The following is a 14,529-nucleotide window of genomic DNA, read 5'->3' as shown; positions in this document are numbered from 1 at the left end:
TTCTTTTGAAGTTCCTGGTTTTGCTCCACTACCTTTACAAGTATCACATGGATCTTCTACTGGAATTTCCACATTTAATTCCTTACCAAAAATAGCTTCTTCAAAATCTAAAGTGACTTGATATTGTAAGTCAGCACCTTGGCGCGGAGCATTTGGATCACGGCGTCTGCCGCCGCCACCGCCAAAGAAAGAACTAAATATATCTTCAAAACCGAAGCCACCGCCGAAGTCTCCTCCGCCGCCAAATCCACCGAATCCTTGATTTGCACCAGCATGACCAAATTGATCGTACTGCGCACGCTTTTGATCATCACTTAACACTTCGTATGCTTCTTGTACTTCTTTAAACTTTTCAATTGCATTTTCTTCTTTGCTTACGTCTGGATGGTATTTTTTAGCCAAACGACGATACGCTTTTTTTATTTCATCTGTTGAAGCGCCCTTGCTAAGTCCAAGGACCTCATAATAGTCTCGTTTACTCATAAATTTACAACCCCCGAATCTTTCACATAAACGTAATTTTAACACCGAAAGAAAGTGCTTTGCAACAAAGTTTCCTCACTTACAGTATGCAAAGCGAAAAACTTAAGATCCTCACACATCACTTCTCATTCGTGAAAAAAGCCAAAGTCAAGGCACGCTTGACTTTGACTTTTTGTCATCTTACTTATTATGTTTACAGTTGAATTACTTGTCTTCTTTTACTTCTTCAAACTCAGCGTCAACTACATTGTCTTTCTTCGTGCCAGCGTCTTGTGCACCTTGCGCACCTTCTGCTTGACCAGCAGCTGCTTGAGCTTGCTCGTATAATTTAACAGTTAATTGTTGTACGATTTCTTGTAAAGCATCTTTTTTCGCACGAATTTCTTCAAGCTCGTTTTTCTCAATTGCAGCTTGTAATGCTTCTTTCGCTTCTGTTGCTTTTGCAACTTCAGCTGCATCTACTTTACCTTCTAAATCTTTTACAACTTTGTCTGTTTGGAATACAAGTTGGTCAGCTTCGTTACGAAGTTCAACTTCTTCCTTACGTTTTTGGTCAGCGTCAGCATTTGCTTCCGCTTCTTGTACCATACGTTCTACTTCTTCATCAGAAAGACCTGAAGAAGATTGGATTGTAATAGCTTGCTCTTTGCTTGTTCCTAAGTCTTTCGCACGTACGTTAACGATACCGTTCGCATCAATATCGAATGTTACTTCGATTTGTGGAATACCACGTGGTGCTGGTGGAAGGTCAGTTAATTGGAAACGACCTAACGTTTTGTTGTCAGCTGACATTGGACGCTCACCTTGTAATACGTGAATGTCTACTGCTGGTTGATTATCAGCAGCTGTCGAGAATACTTGTGACTTGCTTGTTGGAATTGTAGTGTTACGCTCGATTAATTTCGTGAACACGCCACCCATAGTTTCAATACCTAAAGAAAGTGGAGTTACGTCTAATAATAGAACGCCTTCTACATCACCAGTAAGTACGCCACCTTGAACTGCAGCACCTAATGCTACAACTTCATCAGGGTTTACACCTTTATATGGCTCTTTACCAGTTTCACGTTTAATAGCTTCTTGTACAGCTGGGATACGAGTAGATCCACCAACAAGAATAACTTTATCTAATTCGCTTGGAGCAAAACCAGCGTCTTTTAATGCACGACGAGTTGGCTCTAATGTTCTTTCAACAAGACCTGCTGAAAGCTCTTCGAATTTCGCTCTTGTTAACGTTAATTCTAGGTGTAATGGACCAGCAGCTCCAGCACTAATGAATGGTAATGAAATTTGAGTTTGTGTTACACCAGAAAGATCTTTTTTCGCTTTTTCAGCTGCATCTTTCAAGCGTTGAAGCGCCATTTTATCTTGGCTTAAATCAATGTTATTTTCTTTTTTGAACTCAGCTACTAAGTGATCGATGATAACTTGGTCAAAGTCATCGCCACCAAGACGGTTGTCACCAGCAGTTGAAATAACTTCGAATGTGCCGTCTGCTAACTCAAGGATAGATACGTCAAATGTACCGCCACCTAAGTCATATACTAAGATTTTTTGTTCTTCGTCTTGTTTTTCTAAACCGTAAGCAAGTGCTGCTGCTGTTGGCTCGTTAATGATACGCTCAACTTCTAAACCAGCGATACGACCAGCATCTTTCGTTGCTTGACGCTCTGCATCGTTGAAGTATGCAGGTACTGTAATAACAGCTTTCGTTACTGTTTCACCTAAGTATGCTTCAGCAGAAGCTTTTAAGTTTTGTAAAATGATTGCAGAAATTTCTTGAGGTGTATAATCTTTACCTTCAACTTCTACTTTGTAGTCTGTACCCATATGACGTTTAACAGACATGATTGTATTTGGGTTTGTAATTGCTTGGCGCTTTGCAACTTCCCCAACTTGACGTTCTTCATTTTTGAAAGCTACAACAGAAGGTGTTGTACGGTTTCCTTCTGGATTTGGAATAACCTTTGGTTCTCCACCTTCCATAACAGCTACACAAGAGTTTGTTGTACCTAAGTCAATACCGATAATTTTACTCATGGCGAATCCTCCTAGTTTTATGTAAATTATTGATTTACTTTTACCATTGATGGGCGAATCACACGGTCTTTTAATTTATAACCTTTTTGGAATTCTTCCACAACCGCGTTTGATTCAAATTCACTATCTTCCACTTGCATAATAGCTTGGTGTTCATTAGGATCAAACTGTTTACCAACAGCTTCAATCACTTCCACACCTTCTTTAGTCAGCGCTTCTAACAATTGACGATGCACCATTTCCATGCCTTGTAACAAGGATTTCGTTTGCTCATCAGTCGCTTCCACTTGCATTGCTCTTTCAAAATTATCAAGAGCTGGCAAAATGTCTGAAACTAGACTTTGTGCTCTATATTTTTCAGCAGCCTGTTTATCCATTTGGACGCGGCGCTTATAATTTTCAAAATCAGCTTGTAGACGTAATGTGCGACCTTCCGTTTCCGTTAGTTTCGCTTGTAACTCATCTACTTTTTCTTGTAAAAGAGCAGCCTCACTTTTTTCTTCTACAGTTTCTTCACTGTTTTCTGGCGTGACAGCTTCTTCAACTTGCGCTTCTTTTACTTCTTCTACCACTTGTTCGTTACGCTCTTCCACAATATTCACCTCCTTAAAAGGTATTAGGTATCATGCATAGCATGATTACCTAAGCATTATATATTACACACAGCAATGAAAATTTCATCACTTGAGCGAATGTATTACTCTCATTTACTTTTTAAGTCCATCTGTAAATTGTCTCGTAAATAACTGTAACAAACTAATTACACGAGAATATTGCATTCTTGTCGGACCTAAAATAGCAATTGTTCCAAGTTGCTCTTCGCCGATCGAATATGTTGCAGAAATTAAACTGCAATCCTCCATAGCCGTCGAAGTGTTTTCCCTACCAATTTTCACTTGAATCCCGACTTGTTTATGACGCAAAATGTCATAAAATTCAGCTTCATTATCAATCATGGTAAGCAAAGATCTAACCTTTTGAATGTCATGGAACTCTGGCTGCGAAAGCATATTTGCTTTTCCTCCAAAGTATATCTTTTCCGATAACGGAACTTGAAATGTACCATCTAACATTCTTATTGCACTATCATAATTATGAACATACCCACGTAAAACTGTAACAATTTCCTTAAAGATTTTATTATGAAGTTCTTCCATCGGTACGCCAGATAGCTTTTCATTTAAAACATTAACCATTTTTTCTAAATCTGATAAATCAACAGATTCCGGAACGGTAATCGTTTTACTTTGTACATGCCCTGTATCAGTTACAATAATAGCGACTGCAGTTTGACGATCAAGCGGCACAATTTGTACATTTTTAAGTTTATTTGTGCTTAACTTCGGTCCAAGAACAATGGCCGTATAATTCGTAAGTTCTGATAAAATTTGAGCAGATTGCTGTGCAATTTTTTCCGCTTCAAAAATTCTTTCAGCAAATAAATCTTTAATTTGTACAATTTCAGCGTTCGGTAAGTTTTGCGGCGCTAAAAGATGGTCTACATAAAATCGGTAGCCTTTCTCAGAAGGAACACGTCCAGAAGAACTGTGCGTTTTTTCAATAAAACCTAATTCTTCTAAGTCCGCCATTTCATTTCGAATAGTAGCTGAACTAAATGTAATTTCATCTTTTTTAGCCAACGTTCTAGACCCAACAGGCTGCGCTGATCCAATAAAGTCATCAATAATTGTTTGTAAAATTAAGAGCTGACGTTCCGTAAGCATCTCATCATCACCTCTGTTAGCACTCTTTGTCTTTGAGTGCTAAATCTATTAATAACTTACCAAAATTGACATTCAATTGTCAACGGAAACGTCACGAAATAATGAAACTTTTTCACGTTAATGGAACATTTAATTAGTCAATTAAAAATGATTGGAATACTTCATTCCCTAATAATTTTCCTTTTCGCGTTAAACGAACATATCCATCGCTCTCTTCAAGCAATCCTTGTTCTTGGTTGTTTTGTAACTGCTTCGCGAAAACTTGATCCATCTCCATATTAAATTTCTTTTGAAATGCTATTTTAGATACACCTTTTGTTTTTCGAAGTCCTAAGAACAACTCTTCTTCCATCTTTTCTTTCTCCGTCACCACGTGAACATCTAAATACGGAAATCCTGTTTCATCAATTTTATTAAAATATTGCTTCAGCGGACCTACATTTTGAATACGTTCCCCATTCACATAACTATGAGCTCCAGCTCCAAAGCCATAATACTCTTCATTATTCCAGTATGTGAGATTATGTCTACTTTTATTGTCACCTTTTGAGAAATTACTAATTTCATACTGGTTATAACCGTGTTTCTCCATTTCATCCATTACCATTTCATACATTTTCGCTTCATGGTCTTCACCCGGAAGACGCAATTTCCCTTTATTCATTAAGTTATAAAACACTGTTTTAGGTTCCACAATTAATGAATATGCCGAGAAATGTTGTACACCAAGCGTAAAAGCAATGTCTAATGTTTCCTTCACATCTTCTATCGTTTGTCCTGGCAAAGCATAAATAATATCTACATTAATATTTTTAAAGCCTACTTCCTGAGCTTCTCGAATCGCTAGGAATGCATCTTCCCTCGTATGCTTGCGCCCGATTTTCTCAAGCAGTTCATCACGGAACGTTTGCACACCAAAACTAATTCGATTCACTCCACCTTCTAGTAGTACATTCAACTTCTCTTTCGGTAGATCTCCTGGATTCGCTTCAAATGTCAATTCACAATTCGGAGCAAACGGGCGCAAATGACGATTAATAATCTCGAGTAATTTTTTTGTCTGTTCCATATTTAACGCTGTCGGAGTTCCACCGCCCACAAAAATCGTTTTCATACTATCAAACGGAACTCTTTGAACCGTATTTATTATTTCCTTCTCTAAATAATCTAAATATTGATCAACCGGTTGGCGTTCAATAAACACTTTATTAAAATCACAATAGTGACAAATGTGCTGACAAAACGGGATATGAATATATGCAGCTTGTACCAAATATAACTCCTACCTTTCTAAAAAGAAAACCTCCGCCCTCCGGAGGATTCTCTACTTCTCTAACGTATTACGAATTTGTTCCATTCGCATTTTCCCCCAATCATACATCATTTCAACGATCGGTAAAAGTGACATGCCTAGTTCCGTCATATAATACTCAACACGAGGAGGAATTTCGGGATATACTGTTCGATCAACAATCCCATCTTCCATTAACTCTTTTAATTGGTTCGACAAAACTTTATGAGAAATGCTTGGGAATAACCGTTGTAATTCACTAAAACGATGAGGCCCTTCCACACCAAGATGCCACAGTATCACAACTTTCCACTTTCCACTAATAATAGAAAGCGTCAATTCCTTTTCACAATTAAAATTGCCATTTTGTATTTTATCTTGAATATCTTTTCGAATATTTTCGGACATTAACAATCTCCTAACTCTATATGAACTAAAAAGCTCTCTCATTATTGTAAATGAGAGCTGCTCAGATGTCTAAAAAGTAATTATACAGAAAAAAGAAGCCGTACAAACGACTTCTTTTTTATTTCAAATATTAGTTGTCATCCATTTTCAGTACAGCCATGAATGCCTCTTGCGGCACTTCTACAGAACCAACAGACTTCATACGTTTTTTACCTTCTTTTTGCTTATCAAGAAGTTTACGCTTACGAGAAATGTCACCGCCGTAACATTTTGCAAGTACGTTTTTACGCATCGCCTTAATTGTAGAACGTGCTACAACTTTATTTCCGATAGTCGCCTGAATTGGCACTTCGAACTGTTGTCTCGGAATTAATTCTTTTAATTTCTCTACAATTACTTTACCACGGTCATACGCTGAATCACGGTGTACGATAAATGATAAAGCATCCACTTGTTCATTATTTAAAAGAATATCCATTTTCACAAGTTTAGATGGTTTATAACCAATTAACTCATAATCAAATGATGCATACCCTTTCGTATTTGATTTCAATTGATCGAAGAAGTCATATACGATTTCTGATAACGGGATTTCATATGTTAATGTAACACGCGTTTCATCTAAATATTGCATATCAATAAACGTTCCACGTTTACCTTGGCAAATTTCCATTACAGCTCCAACATAGTCATTCGGAACCATAATTGAAGCCTTCACAAACGGCTCTTCTACACGATCGATAGACTGTGGGTCTGGCATATTAGATGGATTATCAACAATAACATCTTCACCGTTTGTTAAATAAACTTTATAAATAACGCTTGGCGCTGTTGTAATTAAGTCAATCTTAAATTCACGTTCAATACGTTCTTGAATGATTTCCATGTGAAGAAGTCCTAAGAATCCACAACGGAAACCAAATCCTAACGCTTGAGATGTTTCTGGTTCAAACTCAAGAGCAGAATCGTTTAACTCTAATTTTTCTAACGCATCACGTAAATCGTTATAACGAGCAGAATCAATTGGATACAGCCCACAGAATACCATCGGGTTTAATTTACGGTAACCTGGTAACGCCTCTGCAGCTGGACGTTTCGCATGTGTAATCGTATCACCAACACGTGTATCACCTACGTTTTTAATAGATGCTGCTAAGAAACCTACATCACCTACTGTTAACTCGTCACGTTGCGTAGTTTTCGGTGTAAATACACCTACTTCTGTTACTTCAAATTCTTTACCCGTTGCCATCATACGTACTTTATCGCCAACTTTTACCGTTCCATTTACAACACGGATATAAGCAATTACACCACGGTACGGATCATATAAAGAGTCGAAAATCATACATTGTAACGGCTCTTCTGAATCACCTGCCGGAGCTGGTACTTTTTCAACAATTTGTTCTAAAATTTCTTCAATACCAATTCCAGCTTTTGCAGAAGCAAGTACCGCTTCTGATGCATCTAAACCAATTACATCTTCTACCTCTTGACGTACACGTTCTGGATCCGCACTTGGTAAGTCGATTTTATTGATAACTGGTAAAATTTCCAAGTTGTTATCAAGCGCTAAGTATACGTTCGCTAACGTTTGCGCTTCAATACCTTGCGCTGCATCTACTACAAGAATCGCGCCTTCACAAGCCGCTAAACTACGAGATACTTCGTACGTAAAGTCGACGTGTCCTGGTGTATCAATTAAATGAAGAATATACTCTTCACCATCTTTTGCTTTATAGTTTAATTGTACTGCGTTTAATTTGATTGTAATACCACGCTCACGCTCTAAATCCATAGAGTCAAGCAACTGAGCTTTCATTTCGCGTTGTGTTAACGCATTTGTTTTCTCTAAAATACGGTCTGCTAACGTTGATTTTCCGTGGTCAATATGAGCAATAATAGAGAAATTACGAATTTTGGACTGTCTTTTTGCTCTTTCTTCTTTGTTCATCTATGTTCTCAACTCCTAATAGTCTCGCCAATATACACTAGCACTGATTATATCAATAGAGCAACAAAGATTCAATGAAAACTCGTGCTGCTTACGATACAAATCATTCTATCTATATCTTATGCGAATAAACCATAAGAGACAAACCCTTTTCAAATTTTAAAACGGTTGTCTTACAAATCAGTAAAACAACCATCTCCCATGCTACTCTTAGCTAAAAATCCCCTTTATTTTCCCAACAACTATATCCGTTCCGAACTTCGTCATTTCATAAGCTACACTTGCTAACGCCATCCCAATTCCTTCTACAACATTAAAACTTCTTAAACGTTCTAATTGTTGTTGTTTTTCTGAAGCTGAAAACGAACTACCCAAAATTTCTGATTCAGCACCTGTACTCTCTGTCCCTGTCATATGAGCTATTTGTTCATACGACAATTGCCGATAACCTTTCATACTTTTCAAACCATGATTAGCAAGTGACACTCCTGCTATCATCATAAGTAAACATAAAGCTACACTACATATACACAAAAGCGCAAAACGACTCAAACTATTATCATCTTTCTCCCTCAATGTGTATACGCTCCCGTATTATCTTGATCAATTTGATGATGCAGCGCTGCATTTAAACCACTCGCTATTACATTCGCCATATCCTCAATAAAAGTATCTACTTCTTTTGGGGTCACCATTAAGTTATGACCAAGAGGCGATAGCACTTCATAAATCAACCTTCTTTTTTCTTCTTCTTCTAACGTACCAACAGCACCTAAAAACATATTTCGGCTCTTTTCATCTGGCATATCTTCTTCTGTTAATTTTTTCTTTTCTCCAAATGAAAATCCCGCTGGTAACAAAGATCTTGAAGGTTTGTTTCCTTCTTTCATCTCTCGACCAAAATGTTTCAAAATAAAATCAATCGTATCACTTGTAATCGAAACGGCATCGACCACAGTCGGAACACCAATTGCGATAACAGGGATACCTAATGTCTCTTTACTTAGTTCCTTACGTTTATTCCCAACCCCTGATCCAGGATGGATTCCAGTATCAGAAATTTGTATCGTGCTATTTACTCGCTCAATAGAACGGGCAGCTAATGCGTCAATCGCAATTACAAAGTCTGGATTTGTCTTCTCAATAATCCCATAAATAACATCGCTCGTTTCGATGCCTGTAATCCCCATTACTCCCGGCCGAATTGCACTAACAGGTCTGAATCCTTCTTCTACACTTTCAGGCTGCAATTGAAACAAATGTCTCGTTACTAATACATTTTCTACAACTATTGGCCCAAGAGCATCCGGTGTTACATTCCAATTCCCAAGGCCTACAATTAAACAGCTCGCTTCTTTTGTAACACCAACCTCTTCTAAGAAATAAGAAAATTCTTTTGCAAAAATACGCTCCACTTTTTGTTGAAGTTCTGTATCTTGCTGACGTATACCTTGTACTTCAAGCGTTAAATAATTTCCAGGTTTTTTACCCATCGCTTCAGAGGCAGCTTCATCAATTGTTACTTTTGTAATTATAGTACCTTCTTCTTCCCTCTCTTTTACAATTACCCCCTGTATCCCTTTTTGTTCTTCTTGGCTTTCTTGCAACATTTGATGAGCTTCTACAGCAAGGTCAGTTCTAACGCTATATTTACTTAAATCCAATGGTTCTTTCATCGTATCTCCTCCGTAATTCATAGTAAATATCGTTAGATTTCCCAAAGTTATATAAGGTCATTCTTTCCTTTACGTGAAATTTCATGGATATACTATTGCAATTCTCTTCACCGTTTGATAGAATATCACTTGTTCTATGTAAGAATCGAGTCATTCGATTGCACCAGGGAGGTGAAAAGTATGGCAAACATCAAATCTGCTATCAAACGCGCTAAACTTAGCGAAGAGCGTCGTGCACATAACGCTTCTATCAAGTCTGACATGCGTTCTGCTGTTAAAACTGTAGAAGCTTTAGTTACTAATAACGATCTTGAAAATGCTAAAGAAGCTTTCAAAACTGCTTCTAAAAAACTTGACAAAGCAGCTCGTAAAGGTCTTATCCACCAAAACGCTGCATCTCGTCAAAAATCTCGCTTAGCGAAACAAGTAAACGCGTAAGGCGTTTAAAAAACGATCCATTTGGATCGTTTTTTTATATACAAAAAAAGTTCATGCACTAGGTACATGAACTTTTTTTGTGTCATCACATATGATTTAATCGCATTAAGAAAAACTCGAGCACAAGTTTCTTATCCATCTTTCCCGTCTTCATACTATAATCAGCTTCCGCTAATTCTATAATCACTTTTTTTAATTCTTCAAAAGAGAAAAATTTCGTTTGATTCATCGCCAATTTTACACGATACGGATGTACACCAATATGAGATGCAATTTGATTTTGCCCATAACCACGTTGCTGTAACTCTTTCACTTGATACAACAAACGGAATTGACTCACTAATAACGCAAGCAATTTAATCGGTTCTTCCTGCTGCGTAAATAATCCATCCAAAATTTGCATTGCACCTGCAATATCTTTTTTCACCACTTTTTCTGTCAAAGCAAATACATTTTGCTCAACTGATTTTGGCACAAGCTCTGCAACAAGTTTCGTCGTAATCTCTCCGCCCATACCAACGTATAACGTTAACTTGTCCATTTCCTTCGCCAACATCGTTACATTACTTCCCACAAGCTCTAGCAACAAACTAACAGCCGCGTTATCAATGTGCACATGCACTTCATCTGCTCGAGCAACAATCCACTTCTGAACATCCTGCACTTGCATCGCATTCGCTTCTACTACATCTGCTGTTTTCTTTAATAGTTTTGTAATTTTTTTTCGCTCATCAAGTTTTTCGTAAGGCGCAACAAAAACAAGAATAGAAAATGGAGAAGGTTCACCAATGTATTCTTCTAAAATTTTTATATTTTGCTCTAACTTTTCTTTTTGCGAAGTCAAAAATAGCGGTGATTTTATTAACAGTACTTTCCGCTCTCCAAAGAAAGGAAGCGTACGCGCATCCTCAACCACATCTTCTAAATACGCTTCTTCCAAATCGTATGTCACAACATTAAACTCTCGATCTTCTTCTTCAAGTGCTTCTGTCGTAATAAGCTTTATCGTTTCATTTATAAAAAAAGCTTCCGTCCCATATAGTAAATATAACGGAGCAAACTGTTTCTTTTTAATTTTTTTATGTATATCACTCATACTTTTTCCTACTCCCTAACTTGGCAATATATATTTATACTAATGCCCTAGCTTTTGTTTTACAAGTACAAAGGAACAGGCTTTATAACCCGTCCCTTTATTTATATTAAACGCCACGCAATAAGCCCCGGGTTTCTTATTGGTGTGCGGTAATCACCTTCCCTTTATTATTCACAATAAAAATTCCAGTATAAGTGCCAACTGTTAACATGCTTGGAAACAAAAAACTCACGTTACTTCATAATCTAAAATTCGCAAAAAGCTCATTTTCTCTTCACATTGAAATTGTAGATTTTTTTCTGACAATATTTTATACTAAAGTGGAATGTTGGGGAGGGATTCTAAATGAATGATTTTGAACAAAACGTTCAAAGTAAACGCAATGACGCTATTGATTCAGGGGTAGGATTTATCGTCTCATTTGGTTTTTTCGCAACACTTTTCATCATTGCAACTGTTATTAAATTTATCGGTTCTTAAAGACTGCCACTTCATGGCAGTCTTCTCTTTTTCACCTATTATATGTCTTATCATATGTGATTTTACTTTGAAAGGTTCCATTTTCCCCTTTAAAAACATAGGAAATAGCACCTTGCTTGTCCGTGCGCCATATCGCACTCCCCATCTTCCCCAAACGTTCTATTACTTCTTTATGCGGGTGTCCATATCTATTCTGCTTACCAACAGATATAATCGCTACACGGGGCTGTATAACGTTCAAAAAAGACTCTATAGATGACGTATTACTTCCATGATGAGCAACTTTTAAAACATCCACTCGCAAATCTGGATACGCAGATACTAAAAACTGCTCTCCTTCTTCTTCTAAATCGCCTGTAAATAGCCACGTCAATCCTCCAAATTTTGCCCATATTACAATTGAAGCATTATTTTCACTTTTTTCTTTTCCTTTTGGAGCTAAAACGAAAAACTCAGCTTCATTTACACTCCAACTTTCCCCTTCCCCCACTTCAGTTATTTTCATTTCCTTTTCTAATGCCTGTTTCTTTACTACTTTTTCTAATACTGCATCTTTTCCCTTCCGGCCAAATACAACTTCTTTTACAGGTATATATGATAATAATTCTTGCGCAGCACCTATATGATCTGCATCTCCATGCGTTACGATTAATTTATCAATTGTTTTAATACCTTCTTTTTGTAAATAGGGTATTAAAACATCAGTTCCAACAGAAAATTCATGCTTTTTTTGTTGCCACTCTTCCTTATTGACACGAAGCGTTCCACCTGTATCAATAAGATAAACCCCTTTATCATACGGAAGGCGAATTAATATTGCATCACCTTGTCCAACATCAATAAATGTTACACTTCCGCTTCCTCTAAAATATGGATATACATAATGACACGTGCTAATAAAAAGAAATATACTCACAACTATACAAACCATTTTTTTCGGCGCTCTCCTTTCCCAAACTATCAATATACTGACAATACTCGTGCAATATACAGCTACAAGATTGAAGGACGTTTTCCCGAAAATAAGCTGGTTAAATGGTAAACTTTCACAATAACTTAGAAGAACATTAGACATACTCAAGCCTATTGATAACACATCCGCAAATCCTTTTGCGAGAAACGGGACAATTGGCATACACAGTAAAATAATAATGCTACATGGTAATACAATGATAGATAAAAACGGAACGTATAAAAGATTGAGGAAAATGCTATATGGAGAAAAATAACCAAAGTGATATAACAAGATCGGAGTACTAACGAGCTGTGAAATGATAGAAATATAAATAGAATTTCGGATTACTCCGTTGCTACTCCCTAATAAGAACGGAGCAGACAAAAGTAAAGCGAAGCTACCTACAAAAGAAAACTGAAATCCAATATTAAAAACAAGATAAGGGTCATATATAAGCATACATATAGCTGTTACACTTAAAGCATCTAAACTAGATAAACGAATCGAGCACATAAAAGCAATCAACATCAAAACTCCTGCTATAGAAGCCCTTATAACAGATGGTGACGCCCCTGCTAAAACCATATACAAAGGAATACAGACGATAAGGCAAATTGTTGCTACCTCCCTCGTCGCACCACTTCTTAGCAAAATAAAATATACTATCCCCATTAACAATACAATGTGCGAACCTGAAATTGCTAACAAATGTATAAGACCAAACTGTTGATATTGCTCTTCCACTTCAAACGTCATTTGTTGTCTATCACCAAATAGTAACGCATTCATAAAAGCACCTGATTGCTCTGGAAACATTTCTGTAACTTTCGAGATTGCTTGTTGCCTCAAAAGGAGAATCCATTGCATAAGCGACAGTGATGTTTTATAGCATTCAGAAATATATGTAGCCTCAAATGTGAAATGAATATGTTGCTTGTATAAATAATCACGGTAATTAAAACCATGAAAATTCCGAGCTGTTTGTGGTTCTTTCCTCTCACCCTCGAATACACATGATATCCCTGCGTATAATTGTTGCATTTTTTCCTTTTCCAGAGCTGATTTTATTCTATAACTTAATTGCACTATATTTTTATTGTGATCTTCAAATTGAAAAGATAGGCGATCGCCATTAACAAGCGGTGTATTTTGTATAACACCTCTTGTAACTCCATAGGACTCTCCTAGAGACTTATTCCACCCTTGAACATAAGAAGTGTATATAGCGCCACTAAAGCACGCTACAATGCAAAAAAAGAAGGTTTTACGCGAAGTGCGATATAAACAGAAGAAAATATTTAAAAAGAGGCAAAAAACTATCAATAAAAGTGACGAGGAAAAGGCAATTGCAATCCCTATTATAAACGAGATTGCAACATACCCCCATTGTTCCTGCAACTTATACTCACTCCTTATAGCATCATTTTTGCTTTCGTGAATACATGCTGTAATTCTTCCATTGATAAATTATCTTTTTCTAAAGACGCAAATAATTCTTTTAACTCCGTATAACGTTTTTGCTCCTCTAATGCAGCAATATCATATTCTAGCGGAACGTGCTTCACTGTTACATTCGCTTGTTCAAATAACTCTATGGCGTATGGATGATTTTTATAATCCTGCGCATAATAAACCGCTGTAATACCACTTTGAATAATTGCCTTACAACATTGTAAACAAGGGAAATGCGTAACGTAAATTTCTGCTTCCTCTGTTTTCGCACCAAACTTGGCACATTGTAATAAAGCATTCATTTCGGCATGAATTGTCCGAACACAATGATTATCGATTACGTAACAACCATCATCTATACAATGTACGCCACCTTTAATCGAACCATTATATCCACCAGCAATAATTCGTTTATCGCGAACGATTGTCGCTCCTACCGCAAGCCTTGTACATGTACTACGTAACGATAGTAGATGGCTTTGCGTCATAAAATATTGATCCCATGAAATTCGTTCCATATTTTTCACCTACT

13 protein-coding genes and 1 pseudogene are annotated in these 14,529 nt (G+C 37.0%); 2 read left to right on the top strand and 12 right to left on the bottom strand.

Translation table 11 applies throughout. From position 1 onward, the window contains the following. From dnaJ to gpr, 9 genes and pseudogenes are all read right to left on the bottom strand, one after another. Positions 1 to 483: pseudogene (gene dnaJ / locus MR160_RS19430) on the bottom strand (chaperone protein DnaJ); the annotation flags it as partial. A 204-nt stretch (positions 484 to 687) separates the two neighbouring features. After that, positions 688 to 2,523, bottom strand: a complete 1,836-nt coding sequence (gene dnaK, locus MR160_RS19425; protein WP_000034701.1) for a chaperone protein DnaK — start codon at positions 2,521 to 2,523, stop codon at positions 688 to 690. Positions 2,524 to 2,549: 26 nt separating this feature from the next. Then, positions 2,550 to 3,116, bottom strand: coding sequence for a nucleotide exchange factor GrpE (grpE, locus tag MR160_RS19420; protein ID WP_000392711.1), 567 nt, complete (start codon positions 3,114 to 3,116; stop codon positions 2,550 to 2,552). 114 nt (positions 3,117 to 3,230) lie between these two features. Next, positions 3,231 to 4,247, bottom strand: coding sequence for a heat-inducible transcriptional repressor HrcA (gene hrcA, locus MR160_RS19415; RefSeq protein ID WP_000954943.1), 1,017 nt, complete (start codon positions 4,245 to 4,247; stop codon positions 3,231 to 3,233). A gap of 133 nt (positions 4,248 to 4,380) precedes the next feature. Continuing rightward, positions 4,381 to 5,520 (bottom strand): radical SAM family heme chaperone HemW, encoded by a 1,140-nt coding sequence (gene hemW, locus MR160_RS19410; protein ID WP_000249440.1) that lies wholly within the window; start codon positions 5,518 to 5,520, stop codon positions 4,381 to 4,383. A 51-nt stretch (positions 5,521 to 5,571) separates the two neighbouring features. Next, positions 5,572 to 5,946, bottom strand: coding sequence for a winged helix-turn-helix transcriptional regulator (locus MR160_RS19405; protein WP_001293539.1), 375 nt, complete (start codon positions 5,944 to 5,946; stop codon positions 5,572 to 5,574). A gap of 130 nt (positions 5,947 to 6,076) precedes the next feature. Further along, a complete protein-coding gene (gene lepA, locus MR160_RS19400) occupies positions 6,077 to 7,900 on the bottom strand; it encodes an elongation factor 4 (RefSeq protein ID WP_001030948.1) in 1,824 nt (607 codons plus the stop codon). A gap of 210 nt (positions 7,901 to 8,110) precedes the next feature. Further along, the gene (locus tag MR160_RS19395) at positions 8,111 to 8,476 is read right to left on the bottom strand and encodes a YqxA family protein (RefSeq protein WP_001207093.1); all 366 of its coding nucleotides are present in this window, start codon (positions 8,474 to 8,476) and stop codon (positions 8,111 to 8,113) included. After that, entirely contained in the window at positions 8,473 to 9,576 is a 1,104-nt protein-coding gene (gene gpr, locus MR160_RS19390; protein ID WP_000662644.1) for a GPR endopeptidase, read from the bottom strand. The genes MR160_RS19395 and gpr overlap by 4 nt, the downstream gene beginning before the upstream one ends. Before the next feature lie 180 nt (positions 9,577 to 9,756). Here gpr and rpsT point away from each other — a divergent pair, with 180 nt between their 5' ends. After that, positions 9,757 to 10,014 (top strand): 30S ribosomal protein S20, encoded by a 258-nt coding sequence (gene rpsT, locus MR160_RS19385; protein ID WP_001274012.1) that lies wholly within the window; start codon positions 9,757 to 9,759, stop codon positions 10,012 to 10,014. Between the two features lie 85 nt (positions 10,015 to 10,099). Here rpsT and holA read toward each other — a convergent pair whose 3' ends face one another. After that, complete coding sequence (gene holA / locus MR160_RS19380) at positions 10,100 to 11,110, bottom strand: DNA polymerase III subunit delta (RefSeq protein WP_001279923.1); 1,011 nt, start codon at positions 11,108 to 11,110, stop codon at positions 10,100 to 10,102. Positions 11,111 to 11,455: 345 nt separating this feature from the next. Here holA and MR160_RS19375 point away from each other — a divergent pair, with 345 nt between their 5' ends. Then, positions 11,456 to 11,590 (top strand): YqzM family protein, encoded by a 135-nt coding sequence (locus MR160_RS19375; protein ID WP_000997609.1) that lies wholly within the window; start codon positions 11,456 to 11,458, stop codon positions 11,588 to 11,590. A 31-nt stretch (positions 11,591 to 11,621) separates the two neighbouring features. On the opposite strand, the gene MR160_RS19370 is transcribed toward MR160_RS19375, so the two are convergent. Both MR160_RS19370 and MR160_RS19365 read right to left on the bottom strand, forming a co-directional pair. Further along, positions 11,622 to 13,943 (bottom strand): DNA internalization-related competence protein ComEC/Rec2, encoded by a 2,322-nt coding sequence (locus tag MR160_RS19370; protein ID WP_001157827.1) that lies wholly within the window; start codon positions 13,941 to 13,943, stop codon positions 11,622 to 11,624. Between the two features lie 14 nt (positions 13,944 to 13,957). Continuing rightward, positions 13,958 to 14,515, bottom strand: a complete 558-nt coding sequence (locus MR160_RS19365) for a ComE operon protein 2 (protein ID WP_000439773.1) — start codon at positions 14,513 to 14,515, stop codon at positions 13,958 to 13,960. Positions 14,516 to 14,529 lie beyond the last annotated feature (14 nt).

The organism is Bacillus cereus group sp. BfR-BA-01382, from assembly GCF_022663475.1.
Lineage (GTDB): Bacteria > Bacillota > Bacilli > Bacillales > Bacillaceae_G > Bacillus_A > Bacillus_A thuringiensis_S.
This window is presented reverse-complemented; position numbering and strand designations above follow the sequence as displayed.

Bases quoted from the DNA above. Each gene is read 5' to 3' on its own strand.
- dnaK (WP_000034701.1), bottom strand. From the start codon at position 2,523: ATGAGTAAAATTATCGGTATTGACTTAGGTACAACAAACTCTTGTGTA.
- hrcA (WP_000954943.1), bottom strand. From the start codon at position 4,247: ATGCTTACGGAACGTCAGCTCTTAATTTTACAAACAATTATTGATGAC.
- MR160_RS19405 (WP_001293539.1), bottom strand. From the start codon at position 5,946: ATGTCCGAAAATATTCGAAAAGATATTCAAGATAAAATACAAAATGGC.
- lepA (WP_001030948.1), bottom strand. From the start codon at position 7,900: ATGAACAAAGAAGAAAGAGCAAAAAGACAGTCCAAAATTCGTAATTTC.
- gpr (WP_000662644.1), bottom strand. From the start codon at position 9,576: ATGAAAGAACCATTGGATTTAAGTAAATATAGCGTTAGAACTGACCTT.
- rpsT (WP_001274012.1), top strand. From the start codon at position 9,757: ATGGCAAACATCAAATCTGCTATCAAACGCGCTAAACTTAGCGAAGAG.
- holA (WP_001279923.1), bottom strand. From the start codon at position 11,110: ATGAGTGATATACATAAAAAAATTAAAAAGAAACAGTTTGCTCCGTTA.
- MR160_RS19375 (WP_000997609.1), top strand. From the start codon at position 11,456: ATGAATGATTTTGAACAAAACGTTCAAAGTAAACGCAATGACGCTATT.
- MR160_RS19365 (WP_000439773.1), bottom strand. From the start codon at position 14,515: ATGGAACGAATTTCATGGGATCAATATTTTATGACGCAAAGCCATCTA.